This window comes from Halobellus marinus (genome assembly GCF_032113415.1).
In the GTDB taxonomy this organism is placed as follows: domain Archaea; phylum Halobacteriota; class Halobacteria; order Halobacteriales; family Haloferacaceae; genus Haloquadratum; species Haloquadratum marinus.
Genome location: NZ_CP134946.1, coordinates 1,517,835 through 1,533,607, shown reverse-complemented (window position 1 = coordinate 1,533,607; position 15,773 = coordinate 1,517,835). Strand labels below are relative to the sequence as shown.

Below are 15,773 nucleotides of genomic sequence, written 5' to 3'. Positions count from 1 at the left end.
AACTGGGCTACTCGTCGCTCTTCTGCTCGTCAAGCCACTGCTGGTACTCCTCCTCGGAGACGACTTCGACGGTGAAGTACATCTGCGAGTGGGAGACACCGCAGTACTCCGTACAGTATCCCTGGTAGGTGCCCTGTTCGTAGGGTACCGTCTTGATGGTGTTCACCTGGCCGGGCATCGCGTCTTTCTTCAGCGCCAGCTCCGGCACGTGGAAGCCGTGAATTACGTCCCGTGAAGTGACGCGGATGTGGACGGGGCGGTCCTCGGGGATCACGATCTCAGTGCCGGTCGTGATGTTGCCCTCTTCGGGGTAGGACATCTCCCAGCCCCACTGGAACGCTTCGGCCTCGACGACGACCGGATCGCCCGCGGCGTCTTCGACCTGCGGCTGGTACGTGACGTTGTCGTTGGCGAGCACGCCGTACGAGGAGACGCCGACGAAAAGCAGGATGATCGCCGTCGCGATCGTCCAGGTGATCTCCAGCCGACGGTTCTCCTTCGTCGGCGAGGGATCGTCGTTGTTCCGGAACTTCACCACGGTGTAGATCAGGATTACCTCCACCAGGATCGTGATCGGGATCGCGATGTACAACAGTTTCCCGTTCAGCCCGTTGATGAGCTCCGCGCTGGCCGACGTCTGTGCGGCGACCGGGTCCGCGAGGAGAACCACCGCTACCACCGAGAGCAGTGAAACGAGTGCGGAACGCGTCTTTCGCATCAATCCGGGCTTAGGAAGAGCAACGTAAATAGTTGCTGATAGGGGCGGGCGAGGGGGTCCCTGCCGGGAGACTAGAGTGGCAAAGCGGGGGGCCTAAATATGGGGACTTCCAAGTCAAAATCAATGAGTCCCGTGGCGCCGGAAACGACACACACGCGCTTTCACGGCCTGCTCGCTGCGACGGCCATCGGCGTCTACCTTCTCCTTCTGATCGGCGCAACGACGGCGCTGACAGACGCCGCGGCATCGTGTGCGGCCTGGCCAGTCTGCGGGGACGGATGGACGACGCCGACGTCGGTCGCCGGCTGGATCGCGGTGGGTCACCGGCTCGCGGCAGTCGCTGTCGGCGTCCTCGGGCTGGTGACCCTCGTGACCGCCATCCGCGTCGACGTCGAACGACGCGTGCTGGGTGCGGTCGCGGTCGCGAGCGTCCTCTATCCGATCCAGGCGGGCCTGGGTGCCGTCGTCGCAATCGGCGGCGGCAACACGACCCTCTCTGCCGCCCACCTGACGCTCGGGATGGGGATTTTCGCTTCGCTGCTCGCGGCACTCGCGTGGACGCTGGAACAGGAGACCGGCGACCCAACCGAGGAGCCGGCGGAGAGCGTCGATCTCGACCCGCCAGTCGAAAGGGAGCACAATCCGACGCTTCCCGAGGGGCGACAGGAACGCCTGATCGCGACCGCGCGGGCGTATGTCCGGCTGACGAAACCGCGCCTGATGTGGCTGCTCTGTCTCGTCGCCGCCGCCGGGATGGCGCTGGCGGCGACGACGAACGGCGGCCTCACGGTCGGCGTCGTTCTCGCGACGCTCGGGGGTGGCGTCCTCTCGATCGGCGCCTCCGGGACGTTCAACCACGTGTTCGAGCGCGACATCGACAGGCGGATGCAGCGGACCAGCGATCGGCCGCTGGCGACGGATCTCGTTCCGGTCCGAAACGCACTCGCCTTCGGCGTGCTGTTGGCCGTCGGCTCGATTGCGCTGTTCGCCTGGGTGAACCTGCTCGCGGCCGTCCTCGGCGTCGCCGCTATCGTCTTCTACAGCGTCGTCTACACGCTGCTTCTGAAACCGAACACAGTCCAGAACACCGTTCTCGGCGGGGCCGCGGGCGCGCTCCCGGCGCTCATCGGCTGGGTCGCCGTCGCCGGCGAAATCGGGCTCGCCGGCCTCGCGCTCGCGGCGATCATCTTCCTGTGGACGCCGGCGCACTTCTACAACCTCGCGTTAGCGTACAAAGACGACTACGAGCGCGGTGGCTTCCCCATGATGCCGGTCGTCCGGGGGGAGACGACCACGCGGAAACACGTGCTGTGGTACCTCGCTGCGACGCTCGTCGCCGCGGGCGCACTGGCGTCGCTGGACGCACTCGGCGTCCTGTACGCGCTCACGAGCGTCGTCTTCGGCGGACTGTTCCTCTACTTCGCCGTGCGGCTACACTACGAACAGACTGAGACGGCCGCGTTCCGCTCGTTCCACGCGTCGAACGCCTACCTCGGGGCGCTGTTGCTCGCGATGGTCGTCGACGCGCTCGTGGTGTGACGATGTCGGTTCCCTCCGTGTCTGCCCGGATCGATCTCCGGCAACTCCTCTACGGCGTGCTCGTGGGAAACACACTCGTTGCGCTCACCGTCCTCTACCTACTTCTCGCCGGAATCACGATCAGCGAGCCCCGATATACAGTCTACGGGCTGATCTGGGTCGTCGTCGGCCTGTTCGTGCTGTGGCGGACCGATCCGGCCCCGACCGACGACCGGACGCGCCGCCGGGCAGTCGCGGTCGCGGTCGTGTACTTCCTCGTCCTGGCGGTCGCCGGTGGCGTCGTCGTGGCCGCGATGCAGTTCGGCGAGGGCGAGTTCGGCGTCAGGGTCGCGACGCTCGCGCCGGGCTGGGGGCCCGCACCGATCATCTCGACGCCGTGGGCCGCCCTGGTGCTGATGCCCGCCCGGGTCGTAGGCTACCTCGCTCTGGCGTATCTCGTCTATGCGACCGTCATCGACGCCGCGGGAGCGGCCGTGTCAGGTGTACTCGGCTTACTCTCCTGTGTCTCCTGCACGTGGCCGATCCTGGCGTCGCTGCTCTCCGGCCTGCTTGGCGGCGGGTCGGCCATCGCGGCCGCGACGTTCGATCTGTCCTACGACATCTCGACGGTCGTCTTTCTCGTGACCGTAGCCCTCCTCTACTGGCGGCCGCTGATGGGCAGAGCCAGCGACACGGGTGAGTAACGGAAAAGGACGCGGCGACGGGGACTCGACACCGCGGCCCCGTTCCGGATCGGGGCTCATACTAATCACTCTCACTGTTTCCCGCCGAGCGCCACCCCCCGTTGACGGTGCTCGGCGGCAAGAGACGAGAGTAATTAGTATCAAGCGAAGCCGAGCGGTTTCGGTTCCCCGTCGACCGCGTCCGGTTCGTCGGGACTGTGCTCCTCGACGGCGTCCTCGTCGTGAGGCGCCTCCGCTTTCTCCTCGGCTCCCTCCTCCCACACAGCCGGCACCGCTCGCCGCTGGGTATGATAACACATACCAAAATAGTGGTACACGATTAGCACACAAAAACTTACCCCCGCATCGACCGGAGGGAACCGGACAACGCACTTAACCGACGGCGCAGCCAACGGCTGTCGATGTCGACGATCGAAATCGAATACTGCGTCCCGTGTGGATTCCTGGATCGTGCCGAAGAGATCCAGCACGCACTCCTAGAGCAGTTCGGCGACCGGCTCGATCGGGTCGCACTGGTGACCGGCGACCACGGGGTTCTGACGGTTGCAGTCGACGGCGAGGTCGTCTGGGACAAAGCCGACGACAACTACGACGTCGACGGGATCGTCCGGCGAGTTCGAGACGCGATCTGAGGGCGACTCCCAGGCTCTGCGATCAGTCCCGGTGGCCCCACCGCTGCCCCTCGTCGTCGTAGCGGGCATCGAAGATCCGCTCCCACTGCGCCGAAGAGAGGTCGACCTCTGCCGCGCCGAGGTTTTCGTCGAGCTGGTCGGTCGTCCGCGCGCCGACGATGGGGACGACAGTCGCCTCGGGGTAGTCCATCAGCCACCGGAGCGCGACCTGTGCGGGCGAGGCGTCGACCTCGTCGGCGACCGCGCGGATCGCATCGAGGACGTGCCAGCCACGCTCGGAGAGGTAGTACTCGTCGAACTGATCGTCCAACGACCCGCGGGAGCCGTCGGGAGCGACGACCTGCGTCGGATCGTCCGGGTCGGCCCGCTCGTACTTGCCGGTGAGAAAGCCGCCCGCCAGCGGGGAGTACGGGCAGACCGCGAGGTCCTGATCTGCACAGACGTCGAGGTATCCCTCGATATCCTCGTAGTAGCCGGCGTGAAACAGCGGCTGCGTGACCTCGAAACGCTCCCAGTCGTTGACGTCGGACTTCCACAGCGCCTTGGTGAGCTGCCACGCCGCCATCGTCGACGCTCCGAGGTAGTTCACTTTCCCCTCCTCGACCAGCCGATCCAGCGTGGAGAGCGTCTCCTCGATCGGCGTCTCGTCGTCCCAGCGGTGGATGTAATACAGGTCGAGGTAGTCGGTACCAAGTCGGTCGAGCGTCCCCTCGATCTGATTCCGGATGTGCGTCCGCGACAGGCCGGAGCCGTTCGGGTTGTCGGGATCGAACCCGAAGTACACCTTCGAGGCGATGACGAAGTCCGCGCGGTCCCGCCCGGAGAGCCAATCGCCGATCCACGATTCGCTGCGACCGTTCGGATCGCCGTAGACGTTTGCGGTATCGATGAAGTTCCCGCCCGCCGCCGCGAACGCATCGAGCAGTTCGTGTGCCTCCTGTTTGTTCGTCTCGACGACGCCGTCCGTTTCGCGGCCGAAGCGCCACGTGCCGAAGCAGAGTTCCGAGACCTTCGTTCCCGTCGAGCCGAGTCGTCTGTAGTCGAGGCTCATACTGGTTCGATTCGGGCCGCCGACAAAAAGCGTCGGTGTCGACGTCGGCAAGTCACTCGATCGGCTCGAAACGGAAGCCGTCCCACTCCTGACTCGCCGGTTCCCGGATGCCCGCCTCGGGATCGCGCAGTTCCGGACAGTAGACGGGGCGGACCTCGTCGCCGATCTCGACGTCCTCGGTCGTCACCTGCCCGATCGCGCGGACAGGCTCGCCGTCGACGTCGAACTCGACGATCGCGATCGTGTTTGGCTCCCGCACGCCGGGCGGCGTCGCGGTCGACGTCGTCCACGTCACGACTTCGGCACCGTACTCGCTCAGGTCGACCGTCCCGACAGGTTCCCGGCCGCCCGGGCCGTACGGGTGGCCGGGGTAGGTGATGCTCCCGTCGGGGTAGCGGGACGCCTCCATCGTGTGCCCGGGGTCGGTCGTGTCAGTCGGCTCTTCTATGCCAGTCCGTTCGTCCTCGCCGATCGATTCGCCGTCTTCAGTGCGCTCGTCGCTCATTGTGCTCCCTCCAGGATGGTCGTGGTCACGCAGTTGCCGAATCCGCCGACGTTGCAGGCGAGGCCGATTCCGGCGTCGACCTGCCGCGGTCCCGCGTCGCCGATGACCTGTTTGTAGATCTCGTACACCTGTGCGACGCCGGAGGCACCGAGGGGGTGGCCCTTCGACTTCAGGCCGCCGGAGGTGTTGATCGGCAACTCGCCATCGCGGTCGGTGACGCCCTCCTCGACCGCCTTCCAGCCCTCGCCCTTCTCGAAGAAGCCGAGGTCCTCCGACTGGAGGAATTCCAGGATCGTGAACATATCGTGGAGTTCCGCGACATCGACGTCGTCGGGACCGATATCCGCCATCTCGTAGGCCTGTTCGGCGGAGTTTTCGACGCCGCCCATCGTCGTCGGGTCCGCGCGCTCGTGGACGACGTGGGTGTCGGTTGCGCCGCCGATTCCTGAGACGACCGCGTACTCGTCAGCGTACTCGCGGGCGACCGATTCCGGGCAGAACAAAAGCGCCGCCGACCCGTCCGTGATCGGACAGAAATCGTAGAGCCGCAGGGGATCGGCCACGATGGGCGATTCCAGGATCGTCTCGAGGTCGACCTCCTTCTGGAACTGCGCGTGGGGGTTATCGACGCCGTTCAGGTGGTTCTTGACGGCGACTTTGCCCAGCGACTCCCGCGGGGCGTCGTATATATCGAGGTAGTGGCGTGCGGTCAGCCCTGCGAAGGAGGGAAGCGTCACGCCGTGTTTGTACTCCACCGGGTGGGTGAGCGACGCGATGACGTCCGTCGCCTCCGCGGTCGTCCGATGAGTCATCTTCTCGCCGCCGACGAGCAGGGTCATCTCGGAGGCGCCGGAGGCGACCGACTGCCAGGCGGCGTACACGCCCGCACCGCCCGACGAGGACGTCTGATCGATGCGGGCGGTGTAGGCGGGCACCGCCGAGAGGTCGTGTGCGAGGGCGTTCGGGACGCCCGTCTGTCCCTCGAACTCCCCGCTTGCCATATTCGAGACGTACAGGTGCTCGACGGCGTCGGCCGACACGCCCGCATCCGCCAGACAGGCGCCGCCGGCCTCCGCCAGCAACTCGCGGATCCACGCCTCCCGCTGCCCAAACTGGGTCATCGACGCGCCGATGATCGCTACGCGCTCCATAGTCGGTAACGCGAGGGCGGTGGCTTACCGGTTTCCCTTCGAGACGATGATCCATGTTCTCCCAGCCGCGAACGTCGCCGAGGACATCCGCGCTCTCGCCCCCGCCGATCGCGTCGGCTGCGACGACTCTCGAAGCGCTTACACCCCCGCCGGTTCGACGGGTGCATATGGACACGGATTCGAGTTCGTTCGCCGCCCGGATCGGCGCGATCGCGTCGCTGTTGCTTGCGGCCGTCATCTTCGTCCCGGCACTGGTCGTCACGGCCCCTGGGACCGGCGTCGGTGATTACTACGCGTCCGGGCCGCTCGGCGTTTCGATCGTCGGGTTCCTCGCGCTGCTCGGTGTCGTGGTCTTCCTGGCGGGCGCACAGGAGCGTTCGGACCCGGTGACCCTCTCGGGCATCGCGCTGGTTTCGGGCCTCGCGATGCTCCTGTTTTCGCTTCTCTGGGCCGTCTCGATCGATCAGACGCTGCTTTTCAGTTTCCCCGCGGAGTACGCGTGGATGGAGAACCACCGCTGGGCAGTCGTCGCAGTCGCGCTGGTGGTCGCCGCCACAGGCGGCGGCTACGCCCGGACCGTACTGAATCCGTGACAGTCACGCGGCCACCAATGACCACCTGAATCCGTGACAGGCACGCGGCCACCAACGAATACCGCCCGGCAGGCGATACCCGAGAACACTGCACAGCGCGCGATACCTGACCGCGGCACGCCCTCCAGACACGTTCCTTCCCGCAGCGGCCCCACGGCGTCCTGCGATCCCGGGGTCAGTGAGTCGAAAGCCCCTTATGTGGCCCCGCTGTACTCTGTAATGGACTAGGTCGGGCAGTTAGGCCCTGCTCTTCACCCGTACTTTCGGTCTTCAACGGGGACCGAAGCCGGGGGCGTCCGGTCAGACCGACGCGGGCCCCGGAAGCCAACGTAGAAACCTCGTCCTTCGGGGACGGCGGTTCGCGAACGCCGGCCGCAGGGTCGGTCAGACGCGATTCGCCGCTGGCACCCCGCCAGGCGCGGAAGCGAGCAGCGGACCAGTGGACGTTCGTCGCTCGAAGGATCGCGGGGTGGAGGAGGCAACCGGGATTCCCCGTGCCGGAACGCCGGGCAATCCCGCTGTCCACCATTCATACCGATTTTTCGTCGCCAGCAGCGGCACTCGCGAGTGCTCCGAGAAGGTGTCTCGATCAGAGTCGCCCGCGACGTTGTGGCCGACGGCGCTCAAAAGAGCCTGCGTTCGTCCAGTAATCAGGCGTCCGCTGTTGTGGCCGTCTCGTTTGTCCCGGCCTCCTCGTTTTCGTCCGGTTGTTCGTCGAACTCGACTTCCAGTTCAGTCTCCGCGTCCTCGTACGTGACCGTCACCTCAAGTTCCTCGGCGTCGTCGGGAACGGAGACGACGAGTTCACCGGTCGCGTCGGTAGTTCCGACAGCTGTATCGTCGACCGAGACAGTCGCGTTGGCGACGGCGCTCCCGTTCTGCGTGACGAGGAGCGTCGCGTTCTCGCCGGGAGTAACGTTGTCGCTGAACGTGGCGTTCAGCGCCGATTCGGCCCGCTCTTCCGCGGCATTCTCGGCGTCTTCGCCGTCCGTTTCCTCGTCATCCGTGTCGTCCTCGTCGACGCTTTCGATCTCGACGCCCGTCCCGGATTCCGAGATCACCGGCTTGAGAATGTACTTTCCACTGTTCCCGGCTTTCACCGCGGTGATGTCGAACACGAAGTCGACGGATTCGCCGTTTCCGACGGTGAACTCCGAGTTCAGCTGCAGTTTCCCACTCGGTAGTTTCACGCGCTGGTCGCTGCCGTCTTTGAGCGTCCCGTTCACCTCGGCGACGTAGACGAAGACCTTCTCGTAGGTCCCGTTCGGGACGTCGAGCGAGGAGAGCTTCGTCGCGTTTGCGCCCTGTAGCTCCGTCAGGTCGACGGTTCGGTTGTCGACCTCGTACTCGACCCACTCGTCGTCACCGGATTCGTCTTCCCCGTCTGCCTCCGGTTCTTCGGGCTCTTCATCCGATTCGTCGTCGACCTCCGTCTCGTTGCCGTCGTCTTCGTCGTCGACATCCGTCTCGTTGCCGTCCTCGACATCGTCAGACTCGTTCTCGTCGCTGTCGTCGGTCTCGTTTTCGGTTGACTCGTCACCGTCTTCCATCTCTCCGCCGTCGGCCGTGCGCTCGAACCCGACGCGCGTGATCGTGACGTTCAGGTGCTCGAAGTCGCTGATCGCGTTCTCCTCGTCGCTGATGTAGAGGTTCACTGTGCCGCTGTCGCCGTCCAACTCACCCTGTACCGATCCCGCTTCGGTCGTCGTGCTGTCCGTCCCAGAGCTATCTGTCGCAGGGCTGTCCGGCGAGCCCGTGATCCCGCCGCTACACCCGGCCAGAAGCACCAGGGCAGCGACGAGCAGCGTCGCGATTGATTTTCGATTCATCGTGATCGGTCCAAGGGGCCGAACGGGTATTTAAATAGAACATAGTGAGGCCGGATTCAGTCGAATTACGACCGTTTAATCCGGATCCGTCGCGGGGCTGCGACGGAGTTCGCCGGGAATCAGTCCCACGCGCCGAGACTCGCCTGGAGATCCCGCGTCGACGCCTCGGGCGTGGCCTCGTAGCCGACGAGCTCCCGGAGGTCGACAGCGTATGTACTGCCGCCGCGGTCGAGGACGAGCAGCCGCCCCTTCACGCCCCGGACCGTCCCCGTCGCGATGGTCTCCGCGACGGGTCTGTCCCGGAGGTCGAGGCCGTAGTCGAAGGAAAAGCGATCTCCAGCGTCGACCTCGAACTCCGCGAGGAGCGCTTCCCACGCCGCCTCGTCGACGTCGCGGTGGAGGCCCGCGCGCTTCTGTGGTACCCGGACTCGATCGGTGATCGATTCGGCGATCTCCGCCTCCCGCTCGCGGGCGATCCGGCCGTCCGGGACGACTTGCAGCAGCGCCCCGCGGTCGGCGCCCTGCTCGCGGAGGCGCGTCTCCAGCCGCCACTCGCGGGTGACGCCCACTTTGAAAGTATCGGGCGCGAAGGCCGCGAGGTAGATCGCGTGGGCCTCGTGACAGTCCATCTCGTCTTTCAGACAGGTGCCGGTACATTTCGCACACACCCACGTCGAGCGGTGCTCCGGGCAGTAGGGCGCCGTCGGATTCGCACAGGGTATGTGGCCGTCTGCAGTGACCGCGCCTGCACAGTGGCGGTCGCCGAGCGTGTAGGCGAGTTCCGTGTCCGGTTCGAGCGAGACGAGGTCGACCTCCCGCGACGACTCCGCGGCGTCTTCGGAGCCGTCAGCGGACGACTCGCGCTCCGTGACGTCACGATCGCCGGCGGGGCGGCTCACCAGGAGTCCGGGCGCGCCCGTATCGTAGCCGACGATCTGCACGGCCGCCGGTAAGAGACGAGGGATCAAAGCCGTGCCGTTCCGGCGGTGAGGACCGCGGACGGCCGGTTAGGGGTCGGCGTCGTGTTCGGCCCGCAGTTCCTCGTACAGTTCCTCGGCCGCGCGCCGGACGGCGTCGTCGCTCGACGAGTCGGCCTCCCAGCCCAGCCCCGACAGTTTCTCGACCGAGAGGCGCATCCGCGGGACGTCGCCCTCCCAGCCGCGGTCGCCGCCGGTGTACTCGTACTCGGGATCGAGGTCCATCACGTCCGCGACGATGTCGGCGATCCGCGTGACCGAGGTAGTCGTCCGCGTCCCGAGGTTGTAGATATTCATCGCGTCGTCGGCGTGTTCGACGACGTGGCAGATGGCGTCGACGCACTCGGTGACGTGCAGGTAGGACTTCTCCTGGCGGCCGTCGCCGAGGATCGTCAGCGTCCCCGAATCCGCCATCAGTTTCTCGATGAAGTCGGGGATGACGTTGCCGCGCTGGTTGGGACCGACGATGTTGGCGAAGCGGAAACACCAGACGGTGAAGTCCTTCGCGTGAGCGTACGTGGACAAGAGGCCCTCGTCGGCGAGTTTCGCGGCGCCGTAGACGCTGATCGGTTCGAGGGGGGCGAAATCCTCGGGTGTCGGCCGGGGGGCCTCGCCGTACACCGTCGACGAGGAGGTGAAAGCGAGATTCGAAACGCCCACCTCCTCCATCCGTTCGAGGACGTTGTAGGTCATCTCGGTGTTCTCCTCGAAGAGCTTCCGCGGCTCGGCGAAGTTCGTGTCGGTGTAGGCTGCGAGATGGAAGACGACGTCGACGTCGGCGGTGATCACGTCGGCGACGTCCGCCGGATCGGTCATATCGGCCTCGACGAACGCGACGCCCGCCGGGATGCGGCCGCGGGTCCCCTTCGAGAGGTCGTCGGCGACGACGACGTCGTTGTCCCCGCGAAGCCGACGTGCGAGGTGCGAGCCGACGAGGCCCGCACCGCCGGTGACGACGATCCGCTGTCCTGTCAGATTCATACCGGGTGTGCGCCGGCAGGGAGTAAGTGCGTTCTCCTTCCGGCCGCGAAGTGGGGGCGAACTCTCAGTCACCCCGGCCGACCGGGAAGCGAAGCCCCTTAGCGCCCGCCCCGCCTGGGGACGGCTATGCAGGACGAACCAGAGGTGGCTGTCCTCCGGTACGGCCACCGCCCCGGTCGGGACGACCGGATGACGACCCACGTCGGCCTGACCGCGCGGGCGCTCGGCGCTGATCGGGTGCTCTTCCCGGACAACGCGAGCCAGTCGGAGGAGACGGTCGCGGACATCACCGACCGCTTCGGCGGGCCGTTCACCGTAGAGCGGACGGACGAACTGGACGCGACGATCCGGGAGTGGCCCGGGCGCGTCGTCCACCTCACGATGTACGGCGAGCGCGTGCAGGACGTCGCGGGCGAGATCCGCGAGGCGCACCGCGAAGATCCGATTCTCGTGGTCGTCGGCGGGGAAAAAGTCCCATTCAGGGTGTACGACCAGGCCGACTGGAACGTCGGCGTCACGAACCAGCCTCACTCGGAGGTCGCGGGGCTGGCGGTCTTCCTGGATCGGCTGTTCGAGGGTCGGGAACTCGAACAGGAGTGGCCGGATGCGGAGCGGCGAGTGATCCCGCAGGCGTGCGGCAAGCGGGTCGTCGACGGGGACGCAGAATAGAGTACGTTGCAGCGGCGTCGACGGCACGGACCGACACCCCACTTCCGCAACTTTAAAACGACTGAGCGGCGCAATTATGCGTAATGGCTTTTGAGGAGCTGCTGAACGACCCTGTCATCCAGAAATACCTCCACGAACTGGTCGGACCGACGGGGATGCCGGTGGCCGCGGCCCCGCCCGACGGCGAGGTGACCGACGAGGAACTCGCCGAGGAACTGGGCCTCGAGCTCAACGACGTCCGGCGTGCGCTCTTTATCCTCTATGAGAACGATCTGGCCGAGTATCGCCGGGTCCGCGACGAGGACTCCGGGTGGCTCACCTACCTCTGGACGTTCCACTACGAGAACATCCCGGAGAACCTCCGCGAGGAGATGTACCGCCTGCTGGAGGCGCTCGAAGAGCGCTTAGAGTACGAGCGGACCCACGAGTTCTACCTCTCGGAGCCGGCGGGCATCCGCTTCGAGTTCTCCGAGGCGATGGAGCAGGGCTTTCAGTGTCCCGAGACCGGCGCGCCGCTGGAACCGATGGAGAACGACGAGATGGTCGAGGCGATGGAGCGCCGGATCGAAGAGCTCCGCGACGAACTCAACGTCGACGTGGGTCGGGACGACTGATGGTCGTTCTCGCAACGAAGTGCTACGTCGAGGGCGACGCCAGGGAACGGGCGCTCGACAGCCTGGGCTCGCTGATCGCCAACGACGTCGGGGAGCTGGACGCCACGTGGTCGATCGACGTCCGCGACGACGAGTTCGTCGCCGTCGAGTTCGACGGCGAGGACGCGACGGTCGCGGACAACCTCCTCGCGGAGACGTGGGGGTCGGTCACCCCCGAGTTCGTCGAGGGCGAGACCTACGTCGCAACGCTCGATTCGTGGGACGACGAGAGCTGGGTTCTCGATGCGGGTAACGGCGAACGGATCCGGATTCCCACCGAGGAACTCGGCCTGGGGACCGGCACGCCGTCGCAGATCCGCGACCGGTTCGGCGTCGTCCAGCACACGCCGCTGCAGTTCGTCGCGGGCGAGACCCCCCGGCTCGCGGACGCGACGCGCGACCGCCTCTACGAGTGGACCCGCGAGGAGGGCAGCGGCCGAGTCAACGTCAACAGCGCCACGCGTGGGGAGGTCCGGGCGACGGTCAACCGCGCCGGTCACGCCTCGGACATCGTGACCGTCGAACGACTGGGACTCCTCGAACAGAGCATCGTTTGCCCCGAGGGAACAGATCCGCCGGGACTCCTCGCGAGTATCGGCTCGTACCTCCGCTCGGAACTGAAGTGCGTCCTGACGTGAGAACGCGACTGGGGAACATCCATCTATGAACCGCCGACTCCTGCTCGCCGCCGGCTGTCTCGCCTTACTCGCCGTCACGAGCGGCTGCCTCGGCATCGGCACCGGCCCGGTCGACGGCGAGCGGCTCGACAGCGACCCCGCAGCGCCGTACGAGTGGGAGACCAACCGCACGGTTCACATCACCGTCGAAGAGAACACGCAGTTCCGCACGGTGATGACCACGAACGAGTCGACGATCGAACTGTTCAGACGCGACGGTTTCGGCGGGACGAACCCGCTTTCGGTCGAGTCGGTGCGCTACCGCTACCCCAACGGAACGGTCCTCACCGGGACCGAGATCCGCGAACGTGGCGGCGAGGTCCGGCGGACTCGCGACGAGACGATCGTCGAACTGCCACGCGAGGATCCGCCCGACGGCAGCGCGCTCGCGTTCACCAGCGAGGGCACGCCGAAACGGTTCACGCTCCCGACGTACGTCGAGGGGACCTACGAGGTCGTCCTGCCACCCGACCGGGGCATCGACTTCCCGATCTTCGGGCAGGTCTCTCCGGGCGGGTACGACACGTTCCCCGACGACGACGGCCAGGTCCACGTGATCTGGACGGAACCGGTCACGGCGGACACCATCTCCGTCCGCTACTATCTGGAGCGGGACCTCTACATCTTCGGCGGGATCGTCGCCCTCGTCGGCGTGATCGGCATCGGGGGGCTCTTCTACTACCGCCGGAAGATCGAGCAGTTGCGCAAGCAGCGCGAGGAGATGGGCATCGACGTCGAGACCGACGACGACGAGTTCGACGACGGCCCGCCGCCGGGGATGCGCTGACCTGTTGTCGGCCAGGGCGAGAATGCGCTGACCTGTTGTCGGTCAGGGCGAGGATGCGCTGACCTTTTGTTCGCCTCGGGACTACGGAACATATGCGAGTCGCAGTCGTCACCGTCGGGGACGAACTCCTCTCCGGTGATACCGTGAACACGAACGCCGCGTGGCTCTGCGAACGGCTGACCGACCGCGGCGTCGACGTCGCTCGCGTCACCACCATCCCGGACGACGTCGGGGAGATCGCCCGCGTCGTCAACGAGTACCGCGCCGAGTACGACGCTGTCCTCGTCACCGGCGGACTCGGTCCCACGCACGACGACGTGACGATGGAAGGCGTCGCCGCCGCCGTCGGCCGCGACGTCGAACCCCACGACGCGGCCCACGAGTGGCTGACCGAGGAGGGTGGCTACGCCGCCGCGGACCTCGTCGACGGGACGACGCACCTGCCGGCGGGCGCGCGGATGCTGCCGAACGAGGCGGGCGTCGCCCCCGGGGCCGTTGTCGAGAGCATCTACGTCCTGCCGGGCGTCCCCGAAGAGATGAAGGCGATGTTCGAGCACGTCGCCGAGGAGTTCGCCGGGGAGGAGACGCATACGGCGGTCGTCACCGTCGACGAACCCGAGAGCGAACTGGTCGAGCGCCTCGCTGACCTCCAGGAGCGGTTCGACGTCGCCGTCGGGAGTTACCCAGGCGACGCCGTGCGGGTGAAACTCATCGCGACCGACGAAGGAGAACTTGCGGCGGCCACGGAGTGGCTGGAAGCCCGAGTCGAACTCGTCGAGGAGGACGGGACACCGGAGACCGCGTCCTGATACTGATTACTCTCGTCTCTTCCCGCCGAGCGCCACCCCCGGTGACGGCGCTGGGCGGGAAAAAGTGAGAGTAACCAGTATCAGAATAGGGATCGCGGCGCTACCGATAGAGGAGATAGAGCCAGATGACGACCATCGCGAGGCTCGCGAGCAGGACCACCGCGCCGGTCTCAGCGATCGGGAGGGATGCACCCTCGGTTGCGAGTGTGAGCATACGCCCGGCTTTCGCGGGACGATTCTTAAACGTTCAGTTCTTGCTGTCACCGACACAGCGGCGCTGCCCTGCACTGCACCGGCGGGCTTTTCCTCACACCGCCGCTGGGTTCGCGTATGCGAGTAGGCTTCGTCGTCAACCCCATCGCGGGGATGGGCGGCCGTGTCGGCCTGAAAGGGACCGATGACAAAGTCGAGGAGGCACGCGAACTCGGCGCAGAGCCGCGTGCGCCGGACCGCGCCCGACGGGCGTTGGAGGCGCTTGCCGAGCAGAACGGCGAGAACGGCATCGAGTTGCTCACCTGGGGCGGAGCGATGGGCGCGGACGCGGCGACGGCAGCCGGTTTCGAGCCGGCGGTGCTCGGCTCGCCCGACGGCGACGAGACCACCGCAGCGGACACTGTCCGGGCGGTCGAGCGCTTCCTCGACGCCGACGTCGATCTCGTCGTCTTCGTCGGCGGCGACGGAACCGCCGCGGACGTCGCAGAGACAGTCGAGGGCACAGACACGCCGATCCTGGGTGTCCCCGCGGGCGTGAAGGTGTACTCGTCTGTGTTTGCCGTCTCGCCCGAGGACGCCGCACACGTCCTCCGGACGTTCGAGCGCACCGAGCGCCGCGAAGTGATGGACATCGACGAGGACGAGTACCGGGAAGGCGAGGTCAACCCGGAACTCCGGGCAGTCGCGAAAGTCCCCGTCGCCGAGGAACTGCAGTCCTCGAAACAGCTCGGGGGTGGCAGCGTCGAGGCGCTCGCCGCCGGTGTCGCAGACGACATCCGGGACAGCGACAAGACGTTCCTCCTCGGCCCTGGAAGCACCGTCGGCGCGATCAAGGAAGAACTCGGGTTCGAGGGGTCGCCGCTCGGCGTCGACGTCTGGCGCGACGGCGACGTGATCGCCCGCGACGCCAACGAGTCGGAACTCCTCGATGCGCTCGGGACCGAGGGCGAGAACGTGGTCGTCGTCTCCCCGATCGGGGGCCAGGGGTTCGTCTTCGGCCGCGGGAACCCCCAGTTATCGCCCGCAGTGATCCGGCAGTGCGACGTCGAGATCGTCGCCTCGCGGGCGAAACTCGACACGATCGGCGAACTCCGCGTCGACACCGACGACCCCGACCTCGACGAGGACCTCCGCGGGTGGACGAAGGTCCGGATCGGCCGCGTCGAGCGGCGGATGATGCGGATCGTGTGAGCCCCGACACACTGCGATAGCGTCCGATCGCCACCCTCTCTCTCTTCTGCTGGGCGCCCACCAGTCCGCTGTGACCGGAGTCCGTCGCTGCCCGGGAGACAAGAGGATCTCCAAA

18 protein-coding genes and 1 other RNA gene are annotated in these 15,773 nt (G+C 66.5%); 11 read left to right on the top strand and 8 right to left on the bottom strand.

The window, feature by feature from the left end; all coding sequences use genetic code 11:
- Positions 1–7: 7 nt before the first annotated feature.
- Complete coding sequence (coxB, locus tag RJT37_RS07850) at positions 8–718, bottom strand: cytochrome c oxidase subunit II (RefSeq protein ID WP_313689193.1); 711 nt, start codon at positions 716–718, stop codon at positions 8–10.
- Positions 719–841: 123 nt separating this feature from the next.
- Here coxB and RJT37_RS07845 point away from each other — a divergent pair, with 123 nt between their 5' ends.
- Both RJT37_RS07845 and RJT37_RS07840 read left to right on the top strand, forming a co-directional pair.
- Positions 842–2,257 carry a heme o synthase gene (locus RJT37_RS07845; protein WP_313689191.1) on the top strand — a complete coding sequence of 472 codons (1,416 nt, stop codon included), beginning with the start codon at positions 842–844 and terminating at the stop codon, positions 2,255–2,257.
- A gap of 2 nt (positions 2,258–2,259) precedes the next feature.
- Positions 2,260–2,940, top strand: a complete 681-nt coding sequence (locus RJT37_RS07840; protein ID WP_313689190.1) for a DUF7546 family protein — start codon at positions 2,260–2,262, stop codon at positions 2,938–2,940.
- 140 nt (positions 2,941–3,080) lie between these two features.
- On the opposite strand, the gene RJT37_RS07835 is transcribed toward RJT37_RS07840, so the two are convergent.
- Entirely contained in the window at positions 3,081–3,239 is a 159-nt protein-coding gene (locus RJT37_RS07835; protein ID WP_313689189.1) for a hypothetical protein, read from the bottom strand.
- 102 nt (positions 3,240–3,341) lie between these two features.
- Here RJT37_RS07835 and RJT37_RS07830 point away from each other — a divergent pair, with 102 nt between their 5' ends.
- Positions 3,342–3,572 carry an Rdx family protein gene (locus RJT37_RS07830; RefSeq protein ID WP_313689187.1) on the top strand — a complete coding sequence of 77 codons (231 nt, stop codon included), beginning with the start codon at positions 3,342–3,344 and terminating at the stop codon, positions 3,570–3,572.
- Positions 3,573–3,594: 22 nt separating this feature from the next.
- Here the strand turns inward: RJT37_RS07830 and RJT37_RS07825 are convergent, their stop codons facing one another.
- The 3 genes from RJT37_RS07825 to RJT37_RS07815 all read right to left on the bottom strand — a co-directional run bounded on the left by RJT37_RS07825 (position 3,595) and on the right by RJT37_RS07815 (position 6,279).
- Positions 3,595–4,623: an aldo/keto reductase gene (locus RJT37_RS07825; protein ID WP_313689185.1), complete on the bottom strand. Its 1,029-nt coding sequence runs from the start codon at positions 4,621–4,623 to the stop codon at positions 3,595–3,597.
- A gap of 52 nt (positions 4,624–4,675) precedes the next feature.
- Positions 4,676–5,032: an OB-fold domain-containing protein gene (locus RJT37_RS07820; RefSeq protein ID WP_313689910.1), complete on the bottom strand. Its 357-nt coding sequence runs from the start codon at positions 5,030–5,032 to the stop codon at positions 4,676–4,678.
- A 92-nt stretch (positions 5,033–5,124) separates the two neighbouring features.
- Entirely contained in the window at positions 5,125–6,279 is a 1,155-nt protein-coding gene (locus RJT37_RS07815) for a thiolase family protein (RefSeq protein WP_313689183.1), read from the bottom strand.
- Positions 6,280–6,446: 167 nt separating this feature from the next.
- Here RJT37_RS07815 and RJT37_RS07810 point away from each other — a divergent pair, with 167 nt between their 5' ends.
- Complete coding sequence (locus RJT37_RS07810) at positions 6,447–6,872, top strand: DUF7548 family protein (protein WP_313689182.1); 426 nt, start codon at positions 6,447–6,449, stop codon at positions 6,870–6,872.
- Positions 6,873–7,089: 217 nt separating this feature from the next.
- Positions 7,090–7,400, top strand: an RNA gene (gene ffs / locus RJT37_RS07805) — signal recognition particle sRNA.
- 122 nt (positions 7,401–7,522) lie between these two features.
- Here ffs and RJT37_RS07800 read toward each other — a convergent pair.
- The 3 genes from RJT37_RS07800 to RJT37_RS07790 all read right to left on the bottom strand — a co-directional run bounded on the left by RJT37_RS07800 (position 7,523) and on the right by RJT37_RS07790 (position 10,659).
- Positions 7,523–8,701 (bottom strand): DUF4382 domain-containing protein, encoded by a 1,179-nt coding sequence (locus RJT37_RS07800; RefSeq protein ID WP_313689181.1) that lies wholly within the window; start codon positions 8,699–8,701, stop codon positions 7,523–7,525.
- Between the two features lie 119 nt (positions 8,702–8,820).
- Entirely contained in the window at positions 8,821–9,642 is an 822-nt protein-coding gene (locus tag RJT37_RS07795; protein ID WP_313689180.1) for a DUF2797 domain-containing protein, read from the bottom strand.
- Positions 9,643–9,708: 66 nt separating this feature from the next.
- Positions 9,709–10,659, bottom strand: coding sequence for an NAD-dependent epimerase/dehydratase family protein (locus tag RJT37_RS07790; protein ID WP_313689178.1), 951 nt, complete (start codon positions 10,657–10,659; stop codon positions 9,709–9,711).
- A 126-nt stretch (positions 10,660–10,785) separates the two neighbouring features.
- Here RJT37_RS07790 and RJT37_RS07785 point away from each other — a divergent pair, with 126 nt between their 5' ends.
- The 6 genes from RJT37_RS07785 (at position 10,786) to RJT37_RS07760 (ending at position 15,658) form a co-directional block, all read left to right on the top strand.
- Positions 10,786–11,328: a tRNA (cytidine(56)-2'-O)-methyltransferase gene (locus RJT37_RS07785; protein WP_313689177.1), complete on the top strand. Its 543-nt coding sequence runs from the start codon at positions 10,786–10,788 to the stop codon at positions 11,326–11,328.
- 83 nt (positions 11,329–11,411) lie between these two features.
- The gene (locus RJT37_RS07780; protein ID WP_313689175.1) at positions 11,412–11,942 is read left to right on the top strand and encodes a transcription factor; all 531 of its coding nucleotides are present in this window, start codon (positions 11,412–11,414) and stop codon (positions 11,940–11,942) included.
- Positions 11,942–12,619, top strand: a complete 678-nt coding sequence (locus RJT37_RS07775) for a DUF2110 family protein (protein ID WP_313689173.1) — start codon at positions 11,942–11,944, stop codon at positions 12,617–12,619. Before RJT37_RS07780 ends, RJT37_RS07775 begins: the two co-directional genes overlap by 1 nt.
- A gap of 25 nt (positions 12,620–12,644) precedes the next feature.
- On the top strand, positions 12,645–13,445 hold the full coding sequence (locus tag RJT37_RS07770; protein ID WP_313689172.1) for a DUF5803 family protein: 801 nt from the start codon (positions 12,645–12,647) through the stop codon (positions 13,443–13,445).
- Between the two features lie 92 nt (positions 13,446–13,537).
- Positions 13,538–14,254 carry a competence/damage-inducible protein A gene (locus tag RJT37_RS07765; protein WP_313689170.1) on the top strand — a complete coding sequence of 239 codons (717 nt, stop codon included), beginning with the start codon at positions 13,538–13,540 and terminating at the stop codon, positions 14,252–14,254.
- Between the two features lie 330 nt (positions 14,255–14,584).
- The gene (locus tag RJT37_RS07760) at positions 14,585–15,658 is read left to right on the top strand and encodes an ATP-NAD kinase family protein (RefSeq protein WP_313689168.1); all 1,074 of its coding nucleotides are present in this window, start codon (positions 14,585–14,587) and stop codon (positions 15,656–15,658) included.
- Positions 15,659–15,773 lie beyond the last annotated feature (115 nt).